The following is a 19,700-nucleotide window of genomic DNA, read 5'->3' as shown; positions in this document are numbered from 1 at the left end:
CATGGAAAAACCGGAAAAACAGCGCCGCAGACGCGGGGTTATCCTCACCACCACGGGACTAGAAAAATTACTTACTGCCAAACAAGAAGCGGAATATCGGGATAATTGCGGTCATCGCTTCACCCTAGAAGTCCTCAGCGAGAAAACTCTTTTAGGAGTAGATACTCTGATGAAGGTATTTGCTTGTGAATCAGGAGTGGATAAACAAACCCTGAAACATTGTTTTCAAGCTTTTAATTTAACTTTAGAAAATAGCGATTATTATCGTCCTAACTTACCAGAAACTAATACTATTAATCCTCAACTATTGCCTGAGTTACCAGAGGGACAAGTCCCCCTCGATTCCCCCTTTTATATTCACAGAAACAATCTAGAACAGACTTGTTATCAAGAGATCTTGCGCGGGGGTAGTCTGATCCGGATTAATGCGGCCAGAAAAATGGGAAAAACTTCCCTGATAACCAGAATTATTAATCATGCACAACAACAGCAATACCATACACTTTATTTCAGTTTTCGGTTAGCAGAAAGCTCAATTTTTCAAGATTTAAATCACTGGCTGCGTTGGCTTTGTGTTAGTATTAGTCGCCAGTTAGATTTAGACAATCATCTCCCACAGGATTGGGATGACTTCTTAGGGGGTAAAATTAACTGTAAAATCTATCTGGAAAAGCATATTCTCTCCCATCTTGATCGCCCTTTAGTGCTTGCCTTTGATGATCTTGAATATCTTTTACCCTATCCACAGCTAAGGGAAGAATTTTTTAGTATTCTGCACCTCTGGCACGAGGAAGGCAAAAACAAACCTCTCTGGCAAAAATTACGTTTAATTGTTGCCTATTCCCCTGCACAGGAGCTTGATAAAACCTCAGATATCTATCAATCTCCTTTTAGTCTTGGTTTACCGATCGAATTGCCTAATTTTACCAGCGCACAAGTACGAGAATTAAGTCAAATACAGGGATTAGATCAGAATTTTGACTGCGAAAAACTACGGATATTTCTAGGGGGTAATCCCTATTTAATTCGTCTTGCTTGCTATCATCTTGCTCGGGGTAATTGTAGCCTAGAAAGCATTTTGGCTACTTCTATCGGCGAGGAAAATAATATTTTTGCTGGCCATCTTAAACGTTTACTTTGGCATCTGCAATACTTAAAGGGCAATTTAGCGGCTATCTTTGCTAAGGTGGTGATGGCGGAAAAAGACATAGAAATTGATTTAATGGCAGCTTTTCACCTAGAAAGTCTCGGACTAATTCACCGACAAGGTAAGTTTTGCCGAGTCAGTTGTCCTCTCTACCGTCAATATTTTGGCGAATATTTCCGGCAACGTTCTGTTTTTTTGCCTCGAAAAACTTCTATCCTCGCCAAAAAAATTACGCTTGCTCGCTTTGATACTTCCGAAAAAAGTCGCTATGCCATCTAGTTTATCGAATGTCATTATGAGGGAGTGATACTAAATCCTGTTTAAAAAGTATAGGAGAGTGGCAAGGGGGTTTTTAAAGTTCGAGTGGGATAGGCTTGTAGTTCCTGTGTTTTACGAATAAAACTTTTCGTACTCATCATGATCGCCAATCCAAAACCAGGTCACTGTATCCCCTGACAGCACTCCCAAAGCTCGATGACTCTTCGTTACACGCACTGACCAAATATCTTCGTCGCTGTCAATACACTTAAAATTTAACGACGGATGAAACGGATTCTCTACCCATAACCGATATGCTTTCCTGGCTCCGGCTTTGACTGCTGGCTTCAAGTTGCGATACTTCTGCCAAAATGAGGGCAATGTCGCGGAATTCATAGCTGCTCATAATCCATCGGTGCGGACAATCCTGCCGCAATCTCTTCTTTGGCTTTCCGTGCTGCTGCGACTAGATTATTCTTCGTCTGTTTAAACGACTGATCCCATCGTTTTTCTTCTTCAATTTCTGCAATATAAGCTCGAACATACTCTACTAACTGCTCTTGAAGCTCATCAGGCAGAGACTCAACCATCTTGATGATCGTGGTAATAGCAGGAGAGGGCATGGTATCTATCAGCGCATTAGGTTTTCTCTATTCTACAACGTCCACCGCAAACCCAAAATGATATGATCTTTATTTCCTCTGTGTCTGGAGTGGTTTTTATTAATGAGCCTTGCTCAAAACCAAACAATTCATAATTGAAGAGCGAGGTATTTATGGGTAAAGAAGAAGAAATACTTGAACAATGGCGAGAACTGACACTGGAAAAGCAACAAAAAGTTTTACAATTTGTTCAAACACTGAAATCTAAGTCAGAAACAACAGCACCAATTAATTAGGAGTCTAACCCATGAGCGGCCCCACCATCGAAACCGATTTAGGAAAAATCCTAGACCAGATTAATCAGAATCTTAAAGAGACCAATCAGAAGCTAGACGCGCTCCAGAAAGATGTCACAGAGATCAGGATTGTTCAAGTCAGATTCGAGGCCGAAGTAAAGGGAGATCTCAAGGCATTACAGGGAGAATTCAACACCTTACAAGGTGATTTAAAAGAGATTAAAGGCTCCCAGAAAGCCCAAATTTGGGCATTAATCACCATCTTGGCAACAGCAGTTATCGGAACTGTTATCCGCTTTGTCATCACTGTTCCCCCTGTTAGCAACCCCTAACTCCCACTGCCGCAGAACAGGCTTCCGGTTCCTGTTTGATATTCAGGTAGAATGAATGATATAATCGGTGCGTTACGGCGGATTGTTAATTTTGGTTTTTTGACGGGATTTGTAACCGCCTAAGGGAGCCTACACATCTTCTCTCAATGAGATCATCAATTTTTTTTAGGTACTTAATCAAATTCCTCCAGATGATTTATGAGTATCCTCTACTGTCTCAATCCCGAATGTTCCCATCCTCAAAATCCGACTCATTATAGCTATTGTCAAGGATGTGGCGGAAATTTAAGCCAAACTAGCCAATCATATTCTTTTCATAGCCGTTATCTCATTGTCGGAGTATTAGGCGAAGGCGCATTCGGTAGAACTTATCAAGCTAAGGACTTGAATTTTAATCGCAAACCCCGGGTTATTAAAAAATTTATTGCTCAAATGCAGGGAGCTGCTCTGGAGAAGTCTAAGGAGTTATTTCAAAGAGAAGCGGAAAAATTAGACGAATTAAAACACGAACAAATTCCCACCGTTTATGATTATTTCTCTCAGGGGAACTCCCTCTATTTAGTGCAGGAGTTTATTGAAGGAGAAACCCTGCTTCAAGAGTATCAAAGAGAAGGAAGATTTAGTGAACAGAAAATCAAGGAAATATTACAGCAATTATTACCAGTCCTTGTCTATCTCCATTCTAAAGGATTGATCCATCGTGACATCAAACCGGATAATCTGATGCGTCGTCGGAGTGACGGTAAATTGATGTTAATTGATTTTGGGGGAATTAAAGAGCAAACCTCCCAAATGGGGACAGGTTTATATACTCCGGGTTATGCTGCTTATGAACATATCATGGGCAGTGCAGTCGCCGCTAGTGATTTATATAGTTTAGCCGCTACCTGTGTCCGTTTATTAACAGGATGTTTCCCCCAAAGTAACAATAATTTGCCAGATCCAGTCTATGATGTGAATCAGCGGCGATGGTTATGGCAATCGGTATTAAAATCGCAAAAAAGATCAATTAGTGATTTTTGGGCGAATCTCCTCAACAAGATGTTAGAAGATAAGTCTAGTCAGCGCTATCAATCAGCTTCAGAAGTTCTGACAGTGTTGAATAATCCTCCTTCAAGTAGAACTGTAGTACAACCTCCCCCCGTTTCACCTCCTCCTCAGATAAAAATTAGCACTACATCAGGGATAACTAGGCGTAAATGGCTATATAACGGCATTGGGATGATTGTATTTGGGGGGGTGATCGGACTAGCAATTTACAGTATAGGCAATTATAATTTAGGAGATAATCAAGGGGCGATTGCGGATCAAAATCAAGCGATCAAACTCAATTCTGACGATGCTGTAGCCTACCATAATAATGGAGTTGATAAGTATAATTTAGGAGATAATCAAGGGGCTATCAAGGACTTTAATCAAGCAATTCAAATCAATCCTGACTATGCTAATGCCTACTATGATCGCGGAAGTGCTAAGTCTAATTTAGGAGATAAACTAGGAGCGATTGCAGACTACAATCAAGCGATTAAACTCAATCCTGATGATGCTGATGCCTACATTTCTCGCGGACTTGCTAAGTATAATTTAGGACATAATCAAGGGGCGATTGCGGACTACAATCAAGCGATTAAACTTAAACCTGACTATGCTAATACCTACTTTTGGCGCGGAGTTGCTAAGTCTCAATTAGGAGACAAACAAGGAGCGATTGCAGACTACAATCAAGCGATTAAACTCAATCCTGATGATGCTGATTTCTACAATAATCGCGGATGGGCTAAGTATAATTTAGGAGATAAACAAGGGGCGATCAAGGACTACAATCAAGCCATTAAACTCAATCCCGACTTTGCTTTTCCCTACAATAATCGCGGATGGGCTAAGTATAATTTAGGAGATAAGCAAGGCGCGATTGCAGACTACAATCAAGCGATTAAACTCAAATCTGACTTTGCTGTTCCCTACTATAATCGCGGTTTAATATACAAAGAATTAAATGACAATGAAAAGGCAATTAAAGATTTTCGCCAAGCGGCCAAACTTCATCAACAACAAAATAATCAAACTTGGTATCAAAACTCTCTGGATAGACTAAAAGAATTAGGTGTTTCCAATTAAATTATTGTAGGGAGTTAACACCGTTAAGTAGCTTGTAGGGTGCGTTAGGCGCGTACTTAAAGGAAATTTGTTAATAATTAAACTATGATCGCGCCGTAACGCACCATCTTAAGAAAATTGGTGCGTTACGCTATCACTAACGCACCCTACTGGATTGTTTCAGCTAATTTGGTGTATTAGAAAAATGCTAGAAATTCTATAATCTAAGACTTTAAGCCGAAATCTATTGCCCTATTTTAGCTGAAACAGTCCACTACTGGACTGTTTCAGCTAATTTGGTGTATTAGAAAAATGCTATAAATTCTATAATCTAAGACTTTAAGCCGAAATCTATTGCCCTATTTTAGTTGAAACAGTCCACTACAAGAGCCGCTACTGTGTCTGGAGTGGTTTTTATTATGATTATTTAACTGCTACCGAATATCCCCCCCGCAGTAATCTCTCCCTAGTAACAGGTTTCTAGTTCCTGTTTGATATTCAGGCAGAATGAATGATAGAATTGGTCTGTGGGGCGTGGCTCTCTCGTGCAAAAGCTTGTTACCTGTAGAATATAACAATCTCAGGTCTTTTGTCAAGTCTAATTTTAGGGGGTTTGCTCACGAAAACATCAGCTTTTGGGGAACTCGATACTTAACGATGTTGATGTCTATTATCGCGGAATTTCTAAGTTTAATTTAGGGGATAAACAAGGGGCGATCGCATAATTCTTTTCAACGAGGTTATGAGCTATCCAGCAATTCGATACCCATCACCATCACCTGATTACATTTATTGATTTTTCATCGCATACTATTTCAAAAGAAACGTGCCAAAGACAAAAATCATCTTTTATCAAGAAGCAGAAGGCATCTCACCCGTTGTTGAGTGGCTTCAGAAATTACTCAAAACTGATAAAAAAGGATTTGCCAAATGTATAACCAAAATCGAACAACTTGCCGCACAAGGTCATGAACTGCGCCGCCCTGCTGCCGATTATCTCAGAAATGATATCTGGGAGCTTAGAGCCAAACAGGGAACCATACAATATCGAATCCTCTATTTTTATCATGGTCAAAATATAGCAATTATTGGTCATGCTCTTATCAAAAAAACTTCCGCCGTTCCCTCACAAGACATCGAGAGAATTATCCAAAGAAAAGCACAATTTAAACAAAATCCAGAACTTCATACTTATCAAGGAGAAATAAACAATGCCTAAAACCACAGATGCCGTAAAAATCATTCACCAAATGATTGCAGACGATCCCACAATCAAAGAACAAATTGCCCTAGAATCCCTCAACTCAGAAATCGCACAATTGATTTATGACGCTCGTATGAATGCTGGATTAACTCAACAACAACTAGCCGACCTAATCCATGTTGAGCAATCCGTTATTGAAGATCTAGAAGACGCTGACTATCAAGACAATCCCCTAATAATGCTACAAAAAATTGCCACTGCCCTTAATCAACGAGTCAAAATGAGCCTTGTTAGTAGTAGAGCATCAATTTTGTTTTGAGGGATAAAAAAAGAGCTAATCTGGAAGAAGTTATCCAACTTCAGACAAAAAAATGCCGAAGAAAAAATATATTGTAGATCTAACAGACTCCGAAAGAACTGAACTCGAGCAGCTAACCAAGAAAGGAAAAATAGCAGCTTACAAAATGAACCATGCCAGAATACTGCTTTTAGCAGACGTCAATCAACAGGAAGGTGGTTGGACTGACTCGAAAATTAGTGAAGCCTTAAATGTTGCTCAAGCCACCATTGAGAGAGTACGACAAAGATTTGTCGAGTCAGGAATTGAATCATCATTAACTCGAAAAAAGCAAGAACATCGCCGTGCCAAAATTATCGATGGGGAAAAGGAAGCAGATCTGATTGCCATCGCTTGTAGTGAAACACCAACGGGACGAGCAAAATGGACACTTCAAATGCTGGCAGATAAAATGGTCGAACTTGAATATGTGGAAAAAATATCACGAGAAACCATCAGAAAAACCTTAAAAAAAATGAATTGAAACCATGGCTGAATCAATCATGGGTCATTCCCCCAAAAGAATCAGCGGAGTTTGTCTGTGCCATGGAAGATGTCTTGGATATTTATCATAGTGAGTATGACCAGCAAAATCCCTGGCTGTGTTTTGATGAGAGTTGTAAACAATTAGTCAAAGAAACAAAAGAGAAAATACCAGCCGAACCGAGAGAACCAGAAAGGTATGACTATCAATATGAGCGTAATGGTGTAGCCAATATGTTTATGTTTTTTGAACCATTACAAGGTTGGCGACATGTAGAAGTTACACAACAAAGGACGGCGAGCGATTATGCACACCAAATGAAATATTTGGTTGATGAGCGTTATCCGGATGCCCAGAAAATTAGAGTAATTCAAGACAACTTAAATACTCATGTAAAAGCCTCATTATATAAAGCCTTTGAACCGGAAGAGGCCAAGAGAATTTTAGATAAACTCGAATTTCATTACACTCCCAAACATGGCAGCTGGTTAAATATGGCAGAAATTGAGTTGAGCGTTTTGAATCGTCAATGTCTCGATCGTCGTATCCCAGACATGGATAGTTTAAAACAAGAAATTAAGGCATGGGAAGAAAATCGAAATGAAAAGTCAAATTCAGTTGACTGGAGATTTACTAATGCTGATGCTCGTATTAAATTAAAAAAACTCTATCCCTCAATTCAAACTTGACAGACTAGTAGCTTGTAGGGTGCGTGTTTGCGCGTATTTAAAGGAGATTTGTTAATAATTAAACTATGATCGCGCCGTAACGCACCATCTTAAGAAAATTGGTGTGTTACGCTATCACTAACGCACCCGACAAGAGCCGCCACTGTGTCTGGAGTGGTTTTTATTATGATTATTTAACTGCTACCGAATATCCCCCCCGCAGTAATCTCTCCCTAGTAACAGGTTTCTAGTTCCTGTTTGATATTCAGGCAGAATGAATGATATAATTGGTGCGTGGGGCGTGGGGGTTGGTTATCCTTCTCTCAAAGCTTTTAACCTGTAGAATATAACGATCTCAGGTTTTTTGTCAAGTCTAATTTTAGGGGTTTTGCTCCCGTAAACATCAGCTTTTCACAGAACTCGATTTTTATCTTAAAATTGATACAATCAACCATAAAGAGATAATGACAATGATAAACCTAGAAACGATTCAAGAAGATATTGCGTCTCTTCCCCTCGACGCACAACAGACTATTCTTGAACTTGTAGGTATTCTCAAAAAACGATATTCTCCCAACCCACAGGAAATGAAAGAGCAGCGAACAGAAGATTGGTCTGACTTTATCGGTTGTATAGAAGCTGAACCAGACCTTTCGCAAAACTATAAAACCTATTTAACAAGTGAACTTAAGCAAAAATATGATCATTGTTGATACTGGTTTCTGGCTAGTCCTTGCTAATAAAAACGACTCACTTCACCCATTGGCAAAAAAACAATTCCAAAAATTCATCAATCAACAATTTATTACAACCTGGTGCGTTGTTACTGAAACTTGCTACTTACTACAAAAACGAGTGGGAATAGATGTCCCAAAAACCCTTATTCATAAAATCTCCACAGGAGAACTACAGGTATTCAATCTCAAAACTAAGCACTGCCAACGCATTGAAGAACTGATGCAAAAATATAAAGATTTGCCAATGGATTTAGCCGACGCATCTTTGGTTATTTTAGCAGAAGAATTAGGTTCAGGTCAAATTCTTTCCGTTGATTATCGAGATTTTAATACCTATCGTTGGAAAAATACGGAGCCATTTCAAAATCTTTTTCAAGAACAAATGTAATCCGGAACAGGCTTCTAGTTCCTCTGTTTGATATTCAGGTAGAATTAATGATATAATTGGTGCGTGGGGCGTGGCTCTCTCGTGCAAAAGCTTGTCACCTGTAGAATATAACGATCTCAGGTTTTTTATCAAGTCTAATTTTAGGGATTTTGCTCATGTAAACATCAGCTTTTCACAGAACTCGATAGATAAATTATGAATTATGAATTATGAAAGAGATTCGATTTAGCGATCATGCGAAATTTAAAATCGACATCCTTGCTAATCACGAACTAAATATTTCTCCAGAATTTATTATTGCTACGATTTGTAATCCTGATAAAATAGAAATATTGCCAGAATCCAAAGTCATCTTTCAAAGGAGATTAAATGAAAACTTAGTTCTACGAGTTATTTGTCGAGAATTTAGTGCTTTTATCTTGATCATTACTTTATACCCTGGAAGGACAAATAGATATGAAAAAGATTAAATACAGTAAAGATGTTGATATCCTGTTAATTGAGTTATCGGATAAACCTATCAGTTATGCAGAAGACAATGGACAGGTTATCTTGCACTATTCTAATGACGATATGCTAGTTCTTATCGAAGTCTTAGACTTCCGAAAATTTATTTCAGAAGACACCACTGCTGAATTGGTATCAATCTCCTAGCTTCTGTCGGTTAGATATATGAACTATGAAAGAGAAGATTAATGAGAAAAATTTATTAGTAATTAGAATTAGTTTTAGCTTAATTGTTTTAGTAATTTGCTGCAATGAGAATAAGCTGTCGCGCATTTAAACAATGACAATGATAAACCTAGAAACAATTCGCAAAGAGTAGTAATAGATGTCCCAAAAAGTTAATTATCAAAAAGAATAGAAGAAACAAATAGATATTCGGGAACGTTGTTTTGAGTATGCACTGCGAGCAATTAAACTTTATCAATAAACAATAATTTGAGAAAATGAACCAAAAAACTTACCAACTAACCTTAAACTTTGACCAGATTTTAGATTTGGTTAAACAACTCCCAGAAAGTGACAAAATAAAACTCAGTAAAGAACTCGAAAAAGAAACTTTAAATCAAAAATTAACCCAACTTTTAGAAACCTTTAAAACTGATGAGCTTTCCCTAGAGACAATTACCGAAGAAGTGGAGGAAGTTAGGGCTGAAATTTATGGACAACAAGCCACCGATTAAAGTTATTATTGATACTAACCTTTGGATTAGCTTTCTTATTGGTAAACAGTTAGCTGGTTTAAAATATCTACTGATTGAAAAAACTCTTGTGCCGATTTTTTCTCCACAGCTACTTATACTTTAGACGTTCATAATCTGAGATTTATTAAACTTCTGAAATCCTAGAGTCAGCAAGGAATCCAGTTCTTTTTTATGTTTCAGATGGGCATCATTCAGACATTCATAAATAGCTGAAGAAAAGTCAGAAAAGTTCTCATAATATTTACCATATAAACATTTCTTTTTGACAAATTTCCACAGCCTTTCAATTAAATTTAGATTAGGCGAATAAGACGGTAGATAGAGTAGCTCTATTGACAAAGAAAGAGCTAATTCTTCAACAATTTTACATTTTTGATAGCGGGCATTATCTAAGACTAGAGTGATGGGAATCATTAGTCCTAAAGCAGCTATTTTTTCAAGAAGTTCACAGACTTGAGTTGCTGTAATATAAGTGTCATTAGTAACCATAATAACTTCATGAGTTATTGCATTTAATGCCCCTAAAACATTGAAGCGTTTACGCCCGCTCGTTGACTTAACAAAAAGTCTCTCAAAACACCAAACAAAACCGAGAAATGCTCCCATGACGAAGTGAGCGGCATCAACAAAAAAAACAGCCCTTTTTCCTTCTTTAGCCTCATTTAGTCTGGGTTCTAGCTTTTTTTCTTTGTAGTCTTCTTGTTCATCCCGGTCAGCTTTAGAAGGAAGAGAACCTATTTTTAAACATTTCATTCCCAAGGATTTTAAGAATTTCCTCACTTGGGTAGGACTTCGTTTTATCCCTGTCAATTCTTCTATTCTATATACAGCTTCATTTATTGTGGCTGGTGGATTTTTCTCGAAGTATTTTTTGAGCGTTTCTTTTTGAGACTCTAATTCACTTTTAGGGCGATAGAAGTTGATTTCTTTTAATTTTTCTATTCCGCCTTCTTCATAATCTCGAAGATAGGTTAATAAGGTATTTGGCGAGATTCCTGCTAACTGACAAATTTTTTTGTGCGGTATCTTTTGGCTCTTTAACCAGAGAACTTCCATCTTCAGTTGAACCCGGGGATGGGGATGATGAAATCTTTCATAATACAGTAAGTTCTTTTCTTCTTCCGTTAATTGTAGGTTAATCATGTTGTCAATGAGTGCTTTGCTTCTAATTATGAATCTTAAACTATATTATTGTCTTTGAGTAAAAAATGCAAGTTATAGCCGTGCAAAGTATATTTCTTCTCCATCTATTTTTATAGTCCCGTTCTTACTGCCTTTATTGTGCTTTTTTGGAGTTTTTCGCTCTTTCTCTGATGACTGATTGTAGGTAAACCCTTTCTTGTTGGCTTTGATGTCTGGCTTACCTTATAAATATAGTCATAGAGAATGGTTTCAATGCCAATTCTTGTCCCTTTTAAGCGAATATCATTAGGGGTTAGAAAGTTAAAATAGTCTTCGAGTTGCATCATGGAATTTACTCAAGCTGTACTGAATCTAAAAAATAAGCTTGCCTAACTTCTCATACAGAATGCACCATTTGCGCTTCCATCTGGTGCATTATTCCCCGTTTCCTATTCCCCCTATTTAGAGTAAATTTTCCCTGTGTTGAATTGCTAATTTATGGGCGGGAAACCCCTCGTACTCGGCTAAAGTTTTCGTGGTTTCTTTTAACTTTTCAAAGCCTTCGGAGGTGACATAAGCCAAAGTGGAGCGCTTGAGAAAATCATAAACCGAAACCGCCGAATAGGAACGGGCAAAACTTCCCGTCGGCAGCACAGCATTTACCCCGATGGCGTAGGTAGCCATAGAGGAAGGAGTATGATTTCCCAGGAGAATTTCCCCAGCATTTTTAATCTTGCCCAGAATGGCAAAAGGATTACTAACTAAAACCTCTAGATGTTCCGGGGCGTACTCATTGACAAAATCGAGGGATTGCTGCAAACTATCGGTTAAAATTATGCCCCCATAGGCGGCTAAACCCGCCTCACAAAATTCCCGTCGCCAATCCGGGAGTTTTTGCAGGTATTCCTGTGCATATTCACTAGCAGCGATCGCTAAATCTTCACAGTGGGTGACTAATAAAGCCGCCGAATCCGCCCCGTGTTCCGCTTCAATTAATAAATCCAAGGCCGCTAAACGGGCATCGGTGGACTCATCGGCCAAAACTATCGACTCACTTGGACCGGCCGGTAAACCCACATCCACAGTGCCGAACAGTAACCGTTTAGCCGCCGCCCCATAGACGCTGCACGGACCGGTAATTTTGTCAACCCTTTTGATATTTTTTGTTCCCAAAGCTAAAGCAGCGATCGCTTGTACGCCACCTAACTTATAAATTTCCTTGACTCCAGCCATCTGCGCCGCCACCAGAGAAACGGGTTCCACGTTGCCCTGTTTATCGGGGGGAGTGCAAACGACAACTCTTTCCACTCCTGCCACCATTGCCGGGATGGCTAACATTAACATCATCGAGGGAAAAGCACCGCGGCCCCGGGGAACGTATAAACCCACATTGGGGATAGGAGAGATTTTTTCGCCGGCAAAGACACCGGTTTCAATTTCTGCCAGTAGTGTTTCTTCCGGCATTTGGCGACGATGTACCTCTTGAATATTCCGGAAAGCCTGTTCAATGGCGGTTTTTACTTCCGGTTCAATTAACTGAAAAGCCCGCTCAAATTCTGCCTCGCTGACTTTGATATTTTCTACCGTCGCCCCCTCGTAGTCAAAACGCCGCACATAGTCCACAACGCCGGCATCCCCCCGCTCGCGGATGGTTTCTATCACCGTTTGAGCGACTTTTAGGGCGTTATCAATATCTAACTCGGCTCTTTTCTGAAGTTTTGCCCGTTCCTCGCCACTTAATTGCGAAAGTTTTAATATTCTAACCACTATTGCTGCTCCTACTGCCCCCCGTCCTCTCAAGAATAACAGGGAATCTGAATCTTTATTTTTATTGTAACCTTTGGGGGAGTGCCGGCTTTTCAGTGATCAGTAAACAGTAACCAGTAATCAGTGAACTGAAAACTCACATCTGATAACTGATAACAAAAGCCGAATCTAAAACCTAATTTGTTAAGCTAAAAGCTTTATTGCCAGATTCTTTCTCTTGCCTCTTGCCTGTTGCCTCCTGCCTCCTTGGGTATAATGCAGATTATGTTTAGGCTCTCTTGCTGTTCTGTAAATGCGATCGCTCTTGGTTTATTATGGGGGGCGAGTGGTGCCGTGTGGGCAGAAACGGATTTAGACCTAGATCCGAAAATTCGACAAGAAAGCCCGGTTTTAGAGCGTTGGTTAGAAAAAATACCCGATATCGCCGAAGAGATTCGCCGCGATCCTAGTTTTCGCACTCGTATCCGTTTAGGATATGCAGAGTTTCCTTCTAGGGATAATTCCAGTGCCGTGATTTTGGGGGTAGAAGATGTGTTTTTCGGTCAAACCAGTTTAACCCTAAGCGGCGATTATCAGACGGCTTTTAACGGCAAAAGGACGGCAATAGGGGCAAATTTACAATACTATTTCCTCCCTTTGGGTGATTATGTCAATCTAGCTCCCATGGTGGGCTATCGTTACATTCAAACGGGAAATTACAGCACCGATGGGCTTAACTTAGGATTAAAGCTCAAATTAGCCCTTTCTCGCACGGGGGCGGCAGATATCACCGTCAGTCAGAGTTTTATCTCCCCCGGTGGTGATAACGAGGTGGGATTAACTACTCTTTCGGTTGGTTATGCGATTACCTCTAATTTACGTTTAGCCGCCGATATTCAAGCCCAAAATTCCCGCGCTCGTAAAGATAGCTCCGTAGGAATTTTACTGGAATGGCTGCCCTAATTAGGGTTGGCGGCAAAAGGTTTTTCGTGGGGACAGGGTGTGGGGTGTGGGGTGTAGGGTGTGGGGTGTGGGGTGTGGGGTGTGGGGTGTGGGGTGTGGGGTGTGGGGTTTTACCGATAAAAACTCACACCTGATAACTGAATCACTGATAACTGATCACTGATAACTGATTAGGTACTAAAGTATTTAGCGGTGGGGTGATAGGTGATAATGGCGGTGGTGGATTGTTCTGGGTACAATTGTTCGCTTTCGTCCATATACATCCCAATGCGATCGCATCCTAACAGATGCAGTTGCTTGTATTGATCCTGAATATTGGGACAAGCGGGATAGCCGAAACTATAGCGAGAACCCTGGTAACGCTGTTGCAGTATATCGCGGATATTATCGGGATCGAACTCGGCGAAACCTAACTCGCGACGGATGCGGGTGTGAGTCCATTCGGCCATGGCTTCGGCGGTTTGGACAGCCATGCCGTGATAATAGAGGTATTCAGTATATTCGTTGGCATCAAAGAGAGATTTAGCGTATTCCGTGGCGATTTCCCCCACTGTCACCGCTTGCATCGGGAAAACATCGATAATACCGGATTCCTGCGGGGCGAAAAAGTCAGCAATACAGAGACGACGACCGGATTTCTGGCGAGGAAACTCAAAAATGGCGATCGGTTGCAGATTTTCGGGGTTTTCGCCTGCTTGTATCGATTCGGGATCGTAAATTAACAGGGAATTACCGGACGACTGACAGGGAAAATAACCATAAATTAATGTGGGGTTTAGTAAATTTTCCTTGACAATTTTCTCTTTCCATGCTGTCAGAATTGGATGAACTTTTTCCTGTAAAAACTGGTCGTATTCTTGCTTTGATTGGCTTTTGGGTTTGCGAAATTGCCATTGACCGACAAATAAAGCTTGTAGGTCCAAATACCAGAAAACCTCCTCGATGGGAATTTCTGCGGCTGTTAATATTTTAGTACCCCAGAAGGGCGGTGTTGGTCGGGGAATATCAACTGCCACCGCTTCCGAACGACGGGTATCAATAACTAATTCTTTGTCTAGGGTTCCATCGGTAAAAATAGTATCGGGATTAACCTCTAATTCTTCTGCAACAACCGGGGTTTTTTCTGCCTCGGCAAACTCCGCTAAAAAGCCTTTACTATCATCCCATTGACCCCCAGCTTTAGCGGGCATTAATTTATCCATAAAATGCAGGTCAGAGAAGGCATCCTTACCATAGATAACCTGTCCCTTGTAGGTTTTTTGACAGTCATCATGGACAAATTTGGGAGTTAAAGCTGCCCCGCCAAGGATAACGGGAACGGTGATTCCTTTTTCGTTAAAAACCTCCAGATTTTCCTTCATAAAAGCCGTTGATTTCACCAATAAACCGCTCATAGCGATACAATCGGCTTGATGTTCTTTGTAGGCTTCGATGATATTTTCTACGGGTTGTTTAATGCCCAAATTAATCACCTTATAGCCGTTATTTGTCAAGATAATATCAACTAAATTTTTACCAATATCGTGAACATCCCCTTTAACTGTTGCGATAATAAAAGTCCCTTTGGCATTATTATCCCCCTCTTTTTTCTCCATAAAGGGTTCTAAAAAGGCAACGGCCGCTTTCATAGTTTGGGCAGATTGGAGAACAAAAGGTAACTGCATTTGCCCCGAACCAAATAATTCACCCACTACCTTCATCCCATCCAGGAGGAAAATATTAATAATATCTAGGGGTGGATAGTCCTGTAAAGCTTGCTTTAAAGCCTCTTCCAGTCCCAATCTTTCCCCATCAATAATATGCTGTTTTAAGCGTTCCTCCACGGGTAAATTAGCATTACTAGAGGGGTCTTTTTTAGTAGTTTTCCCCGCAAATAATTCGGTTAATTTGGTCAGGGGATCATAAACACAGATATCGCCATCAAAACGACGATTATCATAGATTAAATCCCGACAAACTTGCTGATATTCTGGTTCAATTTTTGCCAGAGGAAGAATTTTATTAGCGCTGACGATTGCGCCATCCATACCCACCTGCATCGCTTCGTGGAGGAAGACAGAATTTAATACCTGACGCGCTGCTGGATTCAACCCAAAAGAGATATTAGACACACCTAAAAGAATGTGACATTCGGGCAGTTCTTGGCGAATTCGACGCATTGCTTCGATAGTAGCCTTGCCATTTTCTCGGTCTTCTTCGATACCGGTAGAAATCGGTAAAGCTAGAGGATCAAAAAAGATTTCGTAGGGATTAATTCCGTATTCTATCGCTGCATAATAGGCCCGTTTAGCTATCTGGAATTTTTTCTCGGCCGTGCGGCCCATTCCTTCTTCATCAATGGTTCCAATTACTACCCCTGCGCCGTATTTTTTCGCTAAATCCAAGACTTGATAAAAACGCGGTTCCCCGTCTTCGTAGTTAGTAGAGTTGAGGATACATTTACCCCCCGCTACTTTTAACCCCGCTTCCATTTTTTCCCATTCGGTGGAATCTAACATTAAAGGCAGGGTGACATTATTAACTAAACGAGAGGCTAATTGGTGCATATCGCGCACCCCATCCCGGCCCACATAATCGACGTTGACATCGAGAATATGCGCTCCTTCTTTTACCTGCGCTTTCGCCATCGATACTAAACTATCCCAGTCTTCAACATTGAGCAGTTCCCGACATTTTTTAGAACCACTGGCGTTTAATTTTTCCCCGACAATCAGGAAAGAATTATCTTGAATATAGGGTTGGGTACTGTAGATAGAAGCGGCGGAGGGTTCATAATGATAATGACGAGATTTCGGAGTTAAACCCTGACTTAGTTCCGCTAAAGCTTGAATATGGTCGGGACGAGTACCACAACAACCGCCGATAATTTGTACTCCCAAATCTTCGATAAAGTGCATTAAAGCCATTTTTAATTCTACGGGAGTGAGGCGATAATGCGCTTGACCGCCGACATTTTCTGGTAAACCAGCGTTAGGAATACAAGAAACAATAAAAGGGGAATTTTCCGAGAGATATTTAATATGGGGTTTCATCAAATCGGGACCGGTGGCGCAGTTAAGTCCCAAAATATCAATTTTATAGGGTTGTAAAATAGAGACAACGGCGTTAATTTCCGTTCCTACTAACATCGTTCCCATGGTTTCCATCGTCACCGAAACCATCAGGGGCAATCGTTGACCTTTTTTCTGAAATACTTCTTCAATAGCATTTAAAGCCGCTTTAATTTGCAGGACATCCTGACAGGTTTCTACTAATAATAAATCTGCCCCGCCATCGTAGAGACCCTCTACCTGTTCCACGTAGGCATTTTTGAGGGTATCAAAGTCAATATGACCCAAAGTGGGCAGTTTTGTCCCCGGCCCCATGGAACCCGCCACAAAACGGGGTTTTTCGGGGGTAGAGTATTTATTCGCGCAAGCCTTGGCCAGTTCGGCGGCGCTTTTGTTGAGATAATAGGCTTGGTCGGCTAAATCGTACTCGGCTAAAACTATCGAGGTTCCCCCGAAGGTGTCGGTTTCAATCACATCCGCACCCACGGCTAAAAAGGCTTCGTGGACTTTCGCTACGGCGCTAGGTTTAGTATGGACAAGATACTCGTTACAACCTTCGTATTCTGCCCCACCAAAGTCCTCGGCCGTCAGATTTTGGCTTTGTAGGGAAGTTCCCATCGCTCCATCAAAGACGAGGACGGGATGCTTGGGACCGTTGAGGTAGTCAAGAAAGGGGCTATTCATAGAGAGATTTACTGCTATAGCATTTTGAAAGTTTATTGTAATACAGTTACTAGAAATCTGCTATGGTCGGCATTTCAGTTATCAGTGATCAGATTTGAGTTTTCAGTCGAGGAAGCCAATCAATCTAATTTTGTAGAACTAGACGGGCTAAACCAACTCCGGGATAATAATTACCGAGAATTTGTTGATAATCTAGGCCTTTTTCCGCTAATTTATAAGCTCCAGTTTGACTCATACCGCGACCACCGTGGGCCCAAGCGACAATTTCATCGGTGGCGGCATAAAGAGACTCGACTACACCCCCTTTATAGCTGAGAATCTGCCCAGCAGTGGCATTAACCGCCTGGTGGGTCGATTGATACTCCGAGCGAATGCCTTTATATACCTGCCAGCGCTGGGTATTGCCCAGATGAAACCAAGCATTAGCGGGGCGGATTATATGTACTAGGGCATAGGAACGAGCGGCGATCGCTTGTGCCTTTAAAGCGTGCATTGGCGCAGTGGAGTGCATTTCACTACCCACTACACTATAGAGATAGGCCTCTAAATTAACATGATTGACCACTAACAAGCGATCGCCTTGGGCAACAAGGAGGATTTTGCCCCGATACCAACCATCATCCACATAAACTAAACCATCGGCACTGGTGGGCTGCACAAAAATCACCTCTGGCAGCGATAAATCGCCCATTTTTAAGCCATTGGCACCTGGAATGACCGGTAAACCCTCGTTAGTGGCAATCGTTTTTAAACCACGACCTTGGCGATCGGTGATCACCGCCGGCCCGTTAACTCCAATCAAAACACTGGCCACATCCCTTTTAATCGCCACGCGAATTTCTATGGCTGGCGGCGTATAATTAGCGGGAACCAATAAGGGTTGTCTAGTTACCGGTTTAACCGCGGCAGCGGGGGCAGTATTAGGGGAAGTATTAGGGGAAGTTTGAACCGATGGTGCTAATTTTTTCGGTGCCAAGGGGGAAGATTGGGGAGAGGGGAATAGTTTCGGCGATGGTGCGGTTAAGGGGGCGATCGGAGATGGGATAATAGGAGCAGGGGAGGCAGCAGTTTCTAGATTTGCCTGCGGTTGCGGGGTTTCTGGTTTTTCCTTGGCTAAATAAGTTAAGAGAATTGGCGTAAAAGTAGCGATCGACAACAAAGGAACGGCACAATGACGCAGCAGGGAAAAATAGGTACTAGCAGCAAATTTCACTTTAATCACACCATCTTTAATTTTCTTATCTAACTTTACCATTCCCCTCTCAGGCCGGGCAATTCTAGACAAAAACTCTCGTATTCTTGAGCTTGTCAGGACAAATCAGGCTGAAATAGTCAAGAAAAGCCGAAAAAATTCTTAACCGCCCATCCTTAGATTAGCTGAATCTCCTCTAATCCAGGCTCTTCTAGGTTCTGTGTGATCAGCTTAACTTACCATAGAAGCGATCGATCTTTGTGTCCTTTGTGTCTCTGTGGTTCATTCCACCCCCTCGCTAGACTGACAGAGATGTTTAAGGATTTTGAGAACCTCGTATAAATCCCCCGGATTTCTCATGGCAAATAAACGAGAGGTTCCGTATAAAGGTTTACCGTCCCATAATAATTTAACAAATAAAAACTCGGAACCATTGGTCAACATTCCATAATTAGGACGGTTGGGATGATGATTGACTATTAAATAAGCTAATAATTGCGGTAAACCTACTTCAACGGAATAAATAACCCGTTTTGATTCAAGAATCATTACCCATAATTGCTCTTTTAGAATTAAAGTATCTAACCTTCCTTTAATTATTAAATCTTGCTCTTTTGTAATAATTTCAACAGACTCTTCTGCTTTAATGTGAAAGGGAAATAGATAAAAGTTACCAATAAATAATAATGGGTCTAAAACCGTCATCCTCACCGAAGTTTCCAAAAAGGGAGGATAATTCAATAAGTTAAAATAACCTGTTTTGATTTTATCTAACAATTCTTTTTCCTGTTCAGAGATTGCTTTTAGGTCTTGCTGCCATTCCCCAAAAAAATGCTCATCTTCTATAAACTGTAGTTGAAAATGATTAATTAAATCTCTGAAAGTGACTTCTTTCGCTTGTAAAATTTGAACCATATTTACCTCTTTAATTAACACTTACGTTAATGGTAATTTGCTATTTTTAATTTAACCAAGCAAAATATCCGTTACTGACAGGGTTAACTGCTCTAAATCAGAGAGAACAGTTAAGGATATGGTCTTGTTTTGTTTACCTGCACATCGCTTCGGTTAGCATCGTTCAGGTTTTTATCAGCTGCTTTCGCTCTTCCTACATCATCCAGATTAGCCATCGTCTTCTCCTTAATTTAGAGTACATGAAAGGTTCACTTTGCTATGATTTATCCA

Annotated in this window: 21 protein-coding genes; 14 read left to right on the top strand and 7 right to left on the bottom strand. The window is 40.7% G+C overall.

The features are described from left to right. The first annotated feature begins 1 nt into the window (after position 1). Complete coding sequence (locus B5D77_RS05450) at positions 2–1,426, top strand: AAA-like domain-containing protein (protein WP_106909959.1); 1,425 nt, start codon at positions 2–4, stop codon at positions 1,424–1,426. Between the two features lie 371 nt (positions 1,427–1,797). Here the strand turns inward: B5D77_RS05450 and B5D77_RS05440 are convergent, their stop codons facing one another. After that, positions 1,798–2,028 carry a hypothetical protein gene (locus B5D77_RS05440; protein ID WP_002775250.1) on the bottom strand — a complete coding sequence of 77 codons (231 nt, stop codon included), beginning with the start codon at positions 2,026–2,028 and terminating at the stop codon, positions 1,798–1,800. A 152-nt stretch (positions 2,029–2,180) separates the two neighbouring features. Between B5D77_RS05440 and B5D77_RS27640 the strand changes: the two genes are divergently transcribed. From B5D77_RS27640 to B5D77_RS05380, 12 genes are all read left to right on the top strand, one after another. Then, the gene (locus tag B5D77_RS27640; RefSeq protein WP_002800399.1) at positions 2,181–2,303 is read left to right on the top strand and encodes a hypothetical protein; all 123 of its coding nucleotides are present in this window, start codon (positions 2,181–2,183) and stop codon (positions 2,301–2,303) included. 11 nt (positions 2,304–2,314) lie between these two features. Beyond that, on the top strand, positions 2,315–2,635 hold the full coding sequence (locus B5D77_RS05435) for a hemolysin XhlA family protein (protein WP_002734355.1): 321 nt from the start codon (positions 2,315–2,317) through the stop codon (positions 2,633–2,635). A gap of 198 nt (positions 2,636–2,833) precedes the next feature. Next, positions 2,834–4,753 (top strand): serine/threonine-protein kinase, encoded by a 1,920-nt coding sequence (locus B5D77_RS05430; RefSeq protein WP_106908425.1) that lies wholly within the window; start codon positions 2,834–2,836, stop codon positions 4,751–4,753. 805 nt (positions 4,754–5,558) lie between these two features. Next, a complete protein-coding gene (locus B5D77_RS05425) occupies positions 5,559–5,951 on the top strand; it encodes a type II toxin-antitoxin system RelE/ParE family toxin (protein WP_002775262.1) in 393 nt (130 codons plus the stop codon). Further along, the gene (locus B5D77_RS05420) at positions 5,944–6,255 is read left to right on the top strand and encodes a helix-turn-helix domain-containing protein (RefSeq protein ID WP_106908424.1); all 312 of its coding nucleotides are present in this window, start codon (positions 5,944–5,946) and stop codon (positions 6,253–6,255) included. The genes B5D77_RS05425 and B5D77_RS05420 overlap by 8 nt, the downstream gene beginning before the upstream one ends. A 52-nt stretch (positions 6,256–6,307) precedes the next feature. Continuing rightward, positions 6,308–7,446, top strand: a protein-coding gene (locus B5D77_RS25735; protein ID WP_159036943.1) for an IS630-like element ISMae29 family transposase whose coding sequence is annotated in 2 segments (ribosomal slippage) — positions 6,308–6,740 and positions 6,740–7,446 — 1,140 coding nt in all. Because the reading frame shifts where the segments join, the coding sequence is not laid out codon by codon here. Positions 7,447–7,895: 449 nt separating this feature from the next. Beyond that, the gene (locus B5D77_RS05405) at positions 7,896–8,138 is read left to right on the top strand and encodes a hypothetical protein (protein WP_106908423.1); all 243 of its coding nucleotides are present in this window, start codon (positions 7,896–7,898) and stop codon (positions 8,136–8,138) included. Continuing rightward, positions 8,125–8,550, top strand: a complete 426-nt coding sequence (locus B5D77_RS05400) for a type II toxin-antitoxin system VapC family toxin (protein WP_106908422.1) — start codon at positions 8,125–8,127, stop codon at positions 8,548–8,550. The genes B5D77_RS05405 and B5D77_RS05400 overlap by 14 nt, the downstream gene beginning before the upstream one ends. A 209-nt stretch (positions 8,551–8,759) precedes the next feature. Beyond that, positions 8,760–9,020, top strand: coding sequence for a DUF4258 domain-containing protein (locus B5D77_RS05395; RefSeq protein ID WP_008198107.1), 261 nt, complete (start codon positions 8,760–8,762; stop codon positions 9,018–9,020). Further along, complete coding sequence (locus B5D77_RS05390) at positions 9,007–9,204, top strand: DUF2283 domain-containing protein (protein WP_008198105.1); 198 nt, start codon at positions 9,007–9,009, stop codon at positions 9,202–9,204. The genes B5D77_RS05395 and B5D77_RS05390 overlap by 14 nt, the downstream gene beginning before the upstream one ends. Positions 9,205–9,500: 296 nt before the next feature. Next, positions 9,501–9,737: a type II toxin-antitoxin system VapB15 family antitoxin gene (gene vap15, locus B5D77_RS05385; RefSeq protein ID WP_002762933.1), complete on the top strand. Its 237-nt coding sequence runs from the start codon at positions 9,501–9,503 to the stop codon at positions 9,735–9,737. After that, positions 9,715–9,861 carry a putative toxin-antitoxin system toxin component, PIN family gene (locus tag B5D77_RS05380; RefSeq protein WP_008198101.1) on the top strand — a complete coding sequence of 49 codons (147 nt, stop codon included), beginning with the start codon at positions 9,715–9,717 and terminating at the stop codon, positions 9,859–9,861. Before vap15 ends, B5D77_RS05380 begins: the two co-directional genes overlap by 23 nt. Here B5D77_RS05380 and B5D77_RS05375 read toward each other — a convergent pair. From B5D77_RS05375 to hisD, 3 genes are all read right to left on the bottom strand, one after another. Further along, complete coding sequence (locus B5D77_RS05375; RefSeq protein WP_106908421.1) at positions 9,858–10,901, bottom strand: IS630 family transposase; 1,044 nt, start codon at positions 10,899–10,901, stop codon at positions 9,858–9,860. The genes B5D77_RS05380 and B5D77_RS05375 overlap by 4 nt on opposite strands. Positions 10,902–11,011: 110 nt before the next feature. Continuing rightward, positions 11,012–11,227 carry a hypothetical protein gene (locus tag B5D77_RS05370; RefSeq protein ID WP_039899567.1) on the bottom strand — a complete coding sequence of 72 codons (216 nt, stop codon included), beginning with the start codon at positions 11,225–11,227 and terminating at the stop codon, positions 11,012–11,014. A gap of 115 nt (positions 11,228–11,342) precedes the next feature. Then, a complete protein-coding gene (gene hisD, locus B5D77_RS05365) occupies positions 11,343–12,647 on the bottom strand; it encodes a histidinol dehydrogenase (RefSeq protein ID WP_008198090.1) in 1,305 nt (434 codons plus the stop codon). A gap of 255 nt (positions 12,648–12,902) precedes the next feature. Between hisD and B5D77_RS05360 the strand changes: the two genes are divergently transcribed. Continuing rightward, the gene (locus tag B5D77_RS05360; RefSeq protein ID WP_008198087.1) at positions 12,903–13,589 is read left to right on the top strand and encodes a hypothetical protein; all 687 of its coding nucleotides are present in this window, start codon (positions 12,903–12,905) and stop codon (positions 13,587–13,589) included. Between the two features lie 170 nt (positions 13,590–13,759). On the opposite strand, the gene metH is transcribed toward B5D77_RS05360, so the two are convergent. From metH to B5D77_RS05345, 3 genes are all read right to left on the bottom strand, one after another. Next, positions 13,760–17,323 carry a methionine synthase gene (gene metH / locus B5D77_RS05355; RefSeq protein WP_106908420.1) on the bottom strand — a complete coding sequence of 1,188 codons (3,564 nt, stop codon included), beginning with the start codon at positions 17,321–17,323 and terminating at the stop codon, positions 13,760–13,762. A 124-nt stretch (positions 17,324–17,447) separates the two neighbouring features. Beyond that, complete coding sequence (locus B5D77_RS05350) at positions 17,448–18,578, bottom strand: SpoIID/LytB domain-containing protein (protein ID WP_106908419.1); 1,131 nt, start codon at positions 18,576–18,578, stop codon at positions 17,448–17,450. A gap of 219 nt (positions 18,579–18,797) precedes the next feature. Further along, the gene (locus B5D77_RS05345; RefSeq protein WP_106908418.1) at positions 18,798–19,430 is read right to left on the bottom strand and encodes a restriction endonuclease subunit R; all 633 of its coding nucleotides are present in this window, start codon (positions 19,428–19,430) and stop codon (positions 18,798–18,800) included. Positions 19,431–19,700: the final 270 nt, after the last annotated feature.

Origin of the sequence: Microcystis sp. MC19 (assembly GCF_003019735.1) — a bacterium.
GTDB lineage: Bacteria > Cyanobacteriota > Cyanobacteriia > Cyanobacteriales > Microcystaceae > Microcystis.
This window is presented reverse-complemented; position numbering and strand designations above follow the sequence as displayed.

What these genes read in the sequence shown, in the direction of transcription:
- B5D77_RS27640 (WP_002800399.1), top strand. Translation starts at nt 2,181, where the DNA reads ATGGGTAAAGAAGAAGAAATACTTGAACAATGGCGAGAACTGACACTG.
- B5D77_RS05370 (WP_039899567.1), bottom strand. Translation starts at nt 11,227, where the DNA reads ATGATGCAACTCGAAGACTATTTTAACTTTCTAACCCCTAATGATATT.
- B5D77_RS05390 (WP_008198105.1), top strand. Translation starts at nt 9,007, where the DNA reads ATGAAAAAGATTAAATACAGTAAAGATGTTGATATCCTGTTAATTGAG.
- B5D77_RS05400 (WP_106908422.1), top strand. Translation starts at nt 8,125, where the DNA reads ATGATCATTGTTGATACTGGTTTCTGGCTAGTCCTTGCTAATAAAAAC.
- B5D77_RS05450 (WP_106909959.1), top strand. Translation starts at nt 2, where the DNA reads ATGGAAAAACCGGAAAAACAGCGCCGCAGACGCGGGGTTATCCTCACC.
- B5D77_RS05345 (WP_106908418.1), bottom strand. Translation starts at nt 19,430, where the DNA reads ATGGTTCAAATTTTACAAGCGAAAGAAGTCACTTTCAGAGATTTAATT.
- B5D77_RS05430 (WP_106908425.1), top strand. Translation starts at nt 2,834, where the DNA reads ATGAGTATCCTCTACTGTCTCAATCCCGAATGTTCCCATCCTCAAAAT.
- B5D77_RS05375 (WP_106908421.1), bottom strand. Translation starts at nt 10,901, where the DNA reads ATGATTAACCTACAATTAACGGAAGAAGAAAAGAACTTACTGTATTAT.
- B5D77_RS05350 (WP_106908419.1), bottom strand. Translation starts at nt 18,578, where the DNA reads ATGGTAAAGTTAGATAAGAAAATTAAAGATGGTGTGATTAAAGTGAAA.
- metH (WP_106908420.1), bottom strand. Translation starts at nt 17,323, where the DNA reads ATGAATAGCCCCTTTCTTGACTACCTCAACGGTCCCAAGCATCCCGTC.
- B5D77_RS05420 (WP_106908424.1), top strand. Translation starts at nt 5,944, where the DNA reads ATGCCTAAAACCACAGATGCCGTAAAAATCATTCACCAAATGATTGCA.
- B5D77_RS05395 (WP_008198107.1), top strand. Translation starts at nt 8,760, where the DNA reads ATGAAAGAGATTCGATTTAGCGATCATGCGAAATTTAAAATCGACATC.
- B5D77_RS05380 (WP_008198101.1), top strand. Translation starts at nt 9,715, where the DNA reads ATGGACAACAAGCCACCGATTAAAGTTATTATTGATACTAACCTTTGG.
- B5D77_RS05440 (WP_002775250.1), bottom strand. Translation starts at nt 2,028, where the DNA reads ATGCCCTCTCCTGCTATTACCACGATCATCAAGATGGTTGAGTCTCTG.
- B5D77_RS05405 (WP_106908423.1), top strand. Translation starts at nt 7,896, where the DNA reads ATGATAAACCTAGAAACGATTCAAGAAGATATTGCGTCTCTTCCCCTC.
- B5D77_RS05360 (WP_008198087.1), top strand. Translation starts at nt 12,903, where the DNA reads ATGCAGATTATGTTTAGGCTCTCTTGCTGTTCTGTAAATGCGATCGCT.
- B5D77_RS05435 (WP_002734355.1), top strand. Translation starts at nt 2,315, where the DNA reads ATGAGCGGCCCCACCATCGAAACCGATTTAGGAAAAATCCTAGACCAG.
- vap15 (WP_002762933.1), top strand. Translation starts at nt 9,501, where the DNA reads ATGAACCAAAAAACTTACCAACTAACCTTAAACTTTGACCAGATTTTA.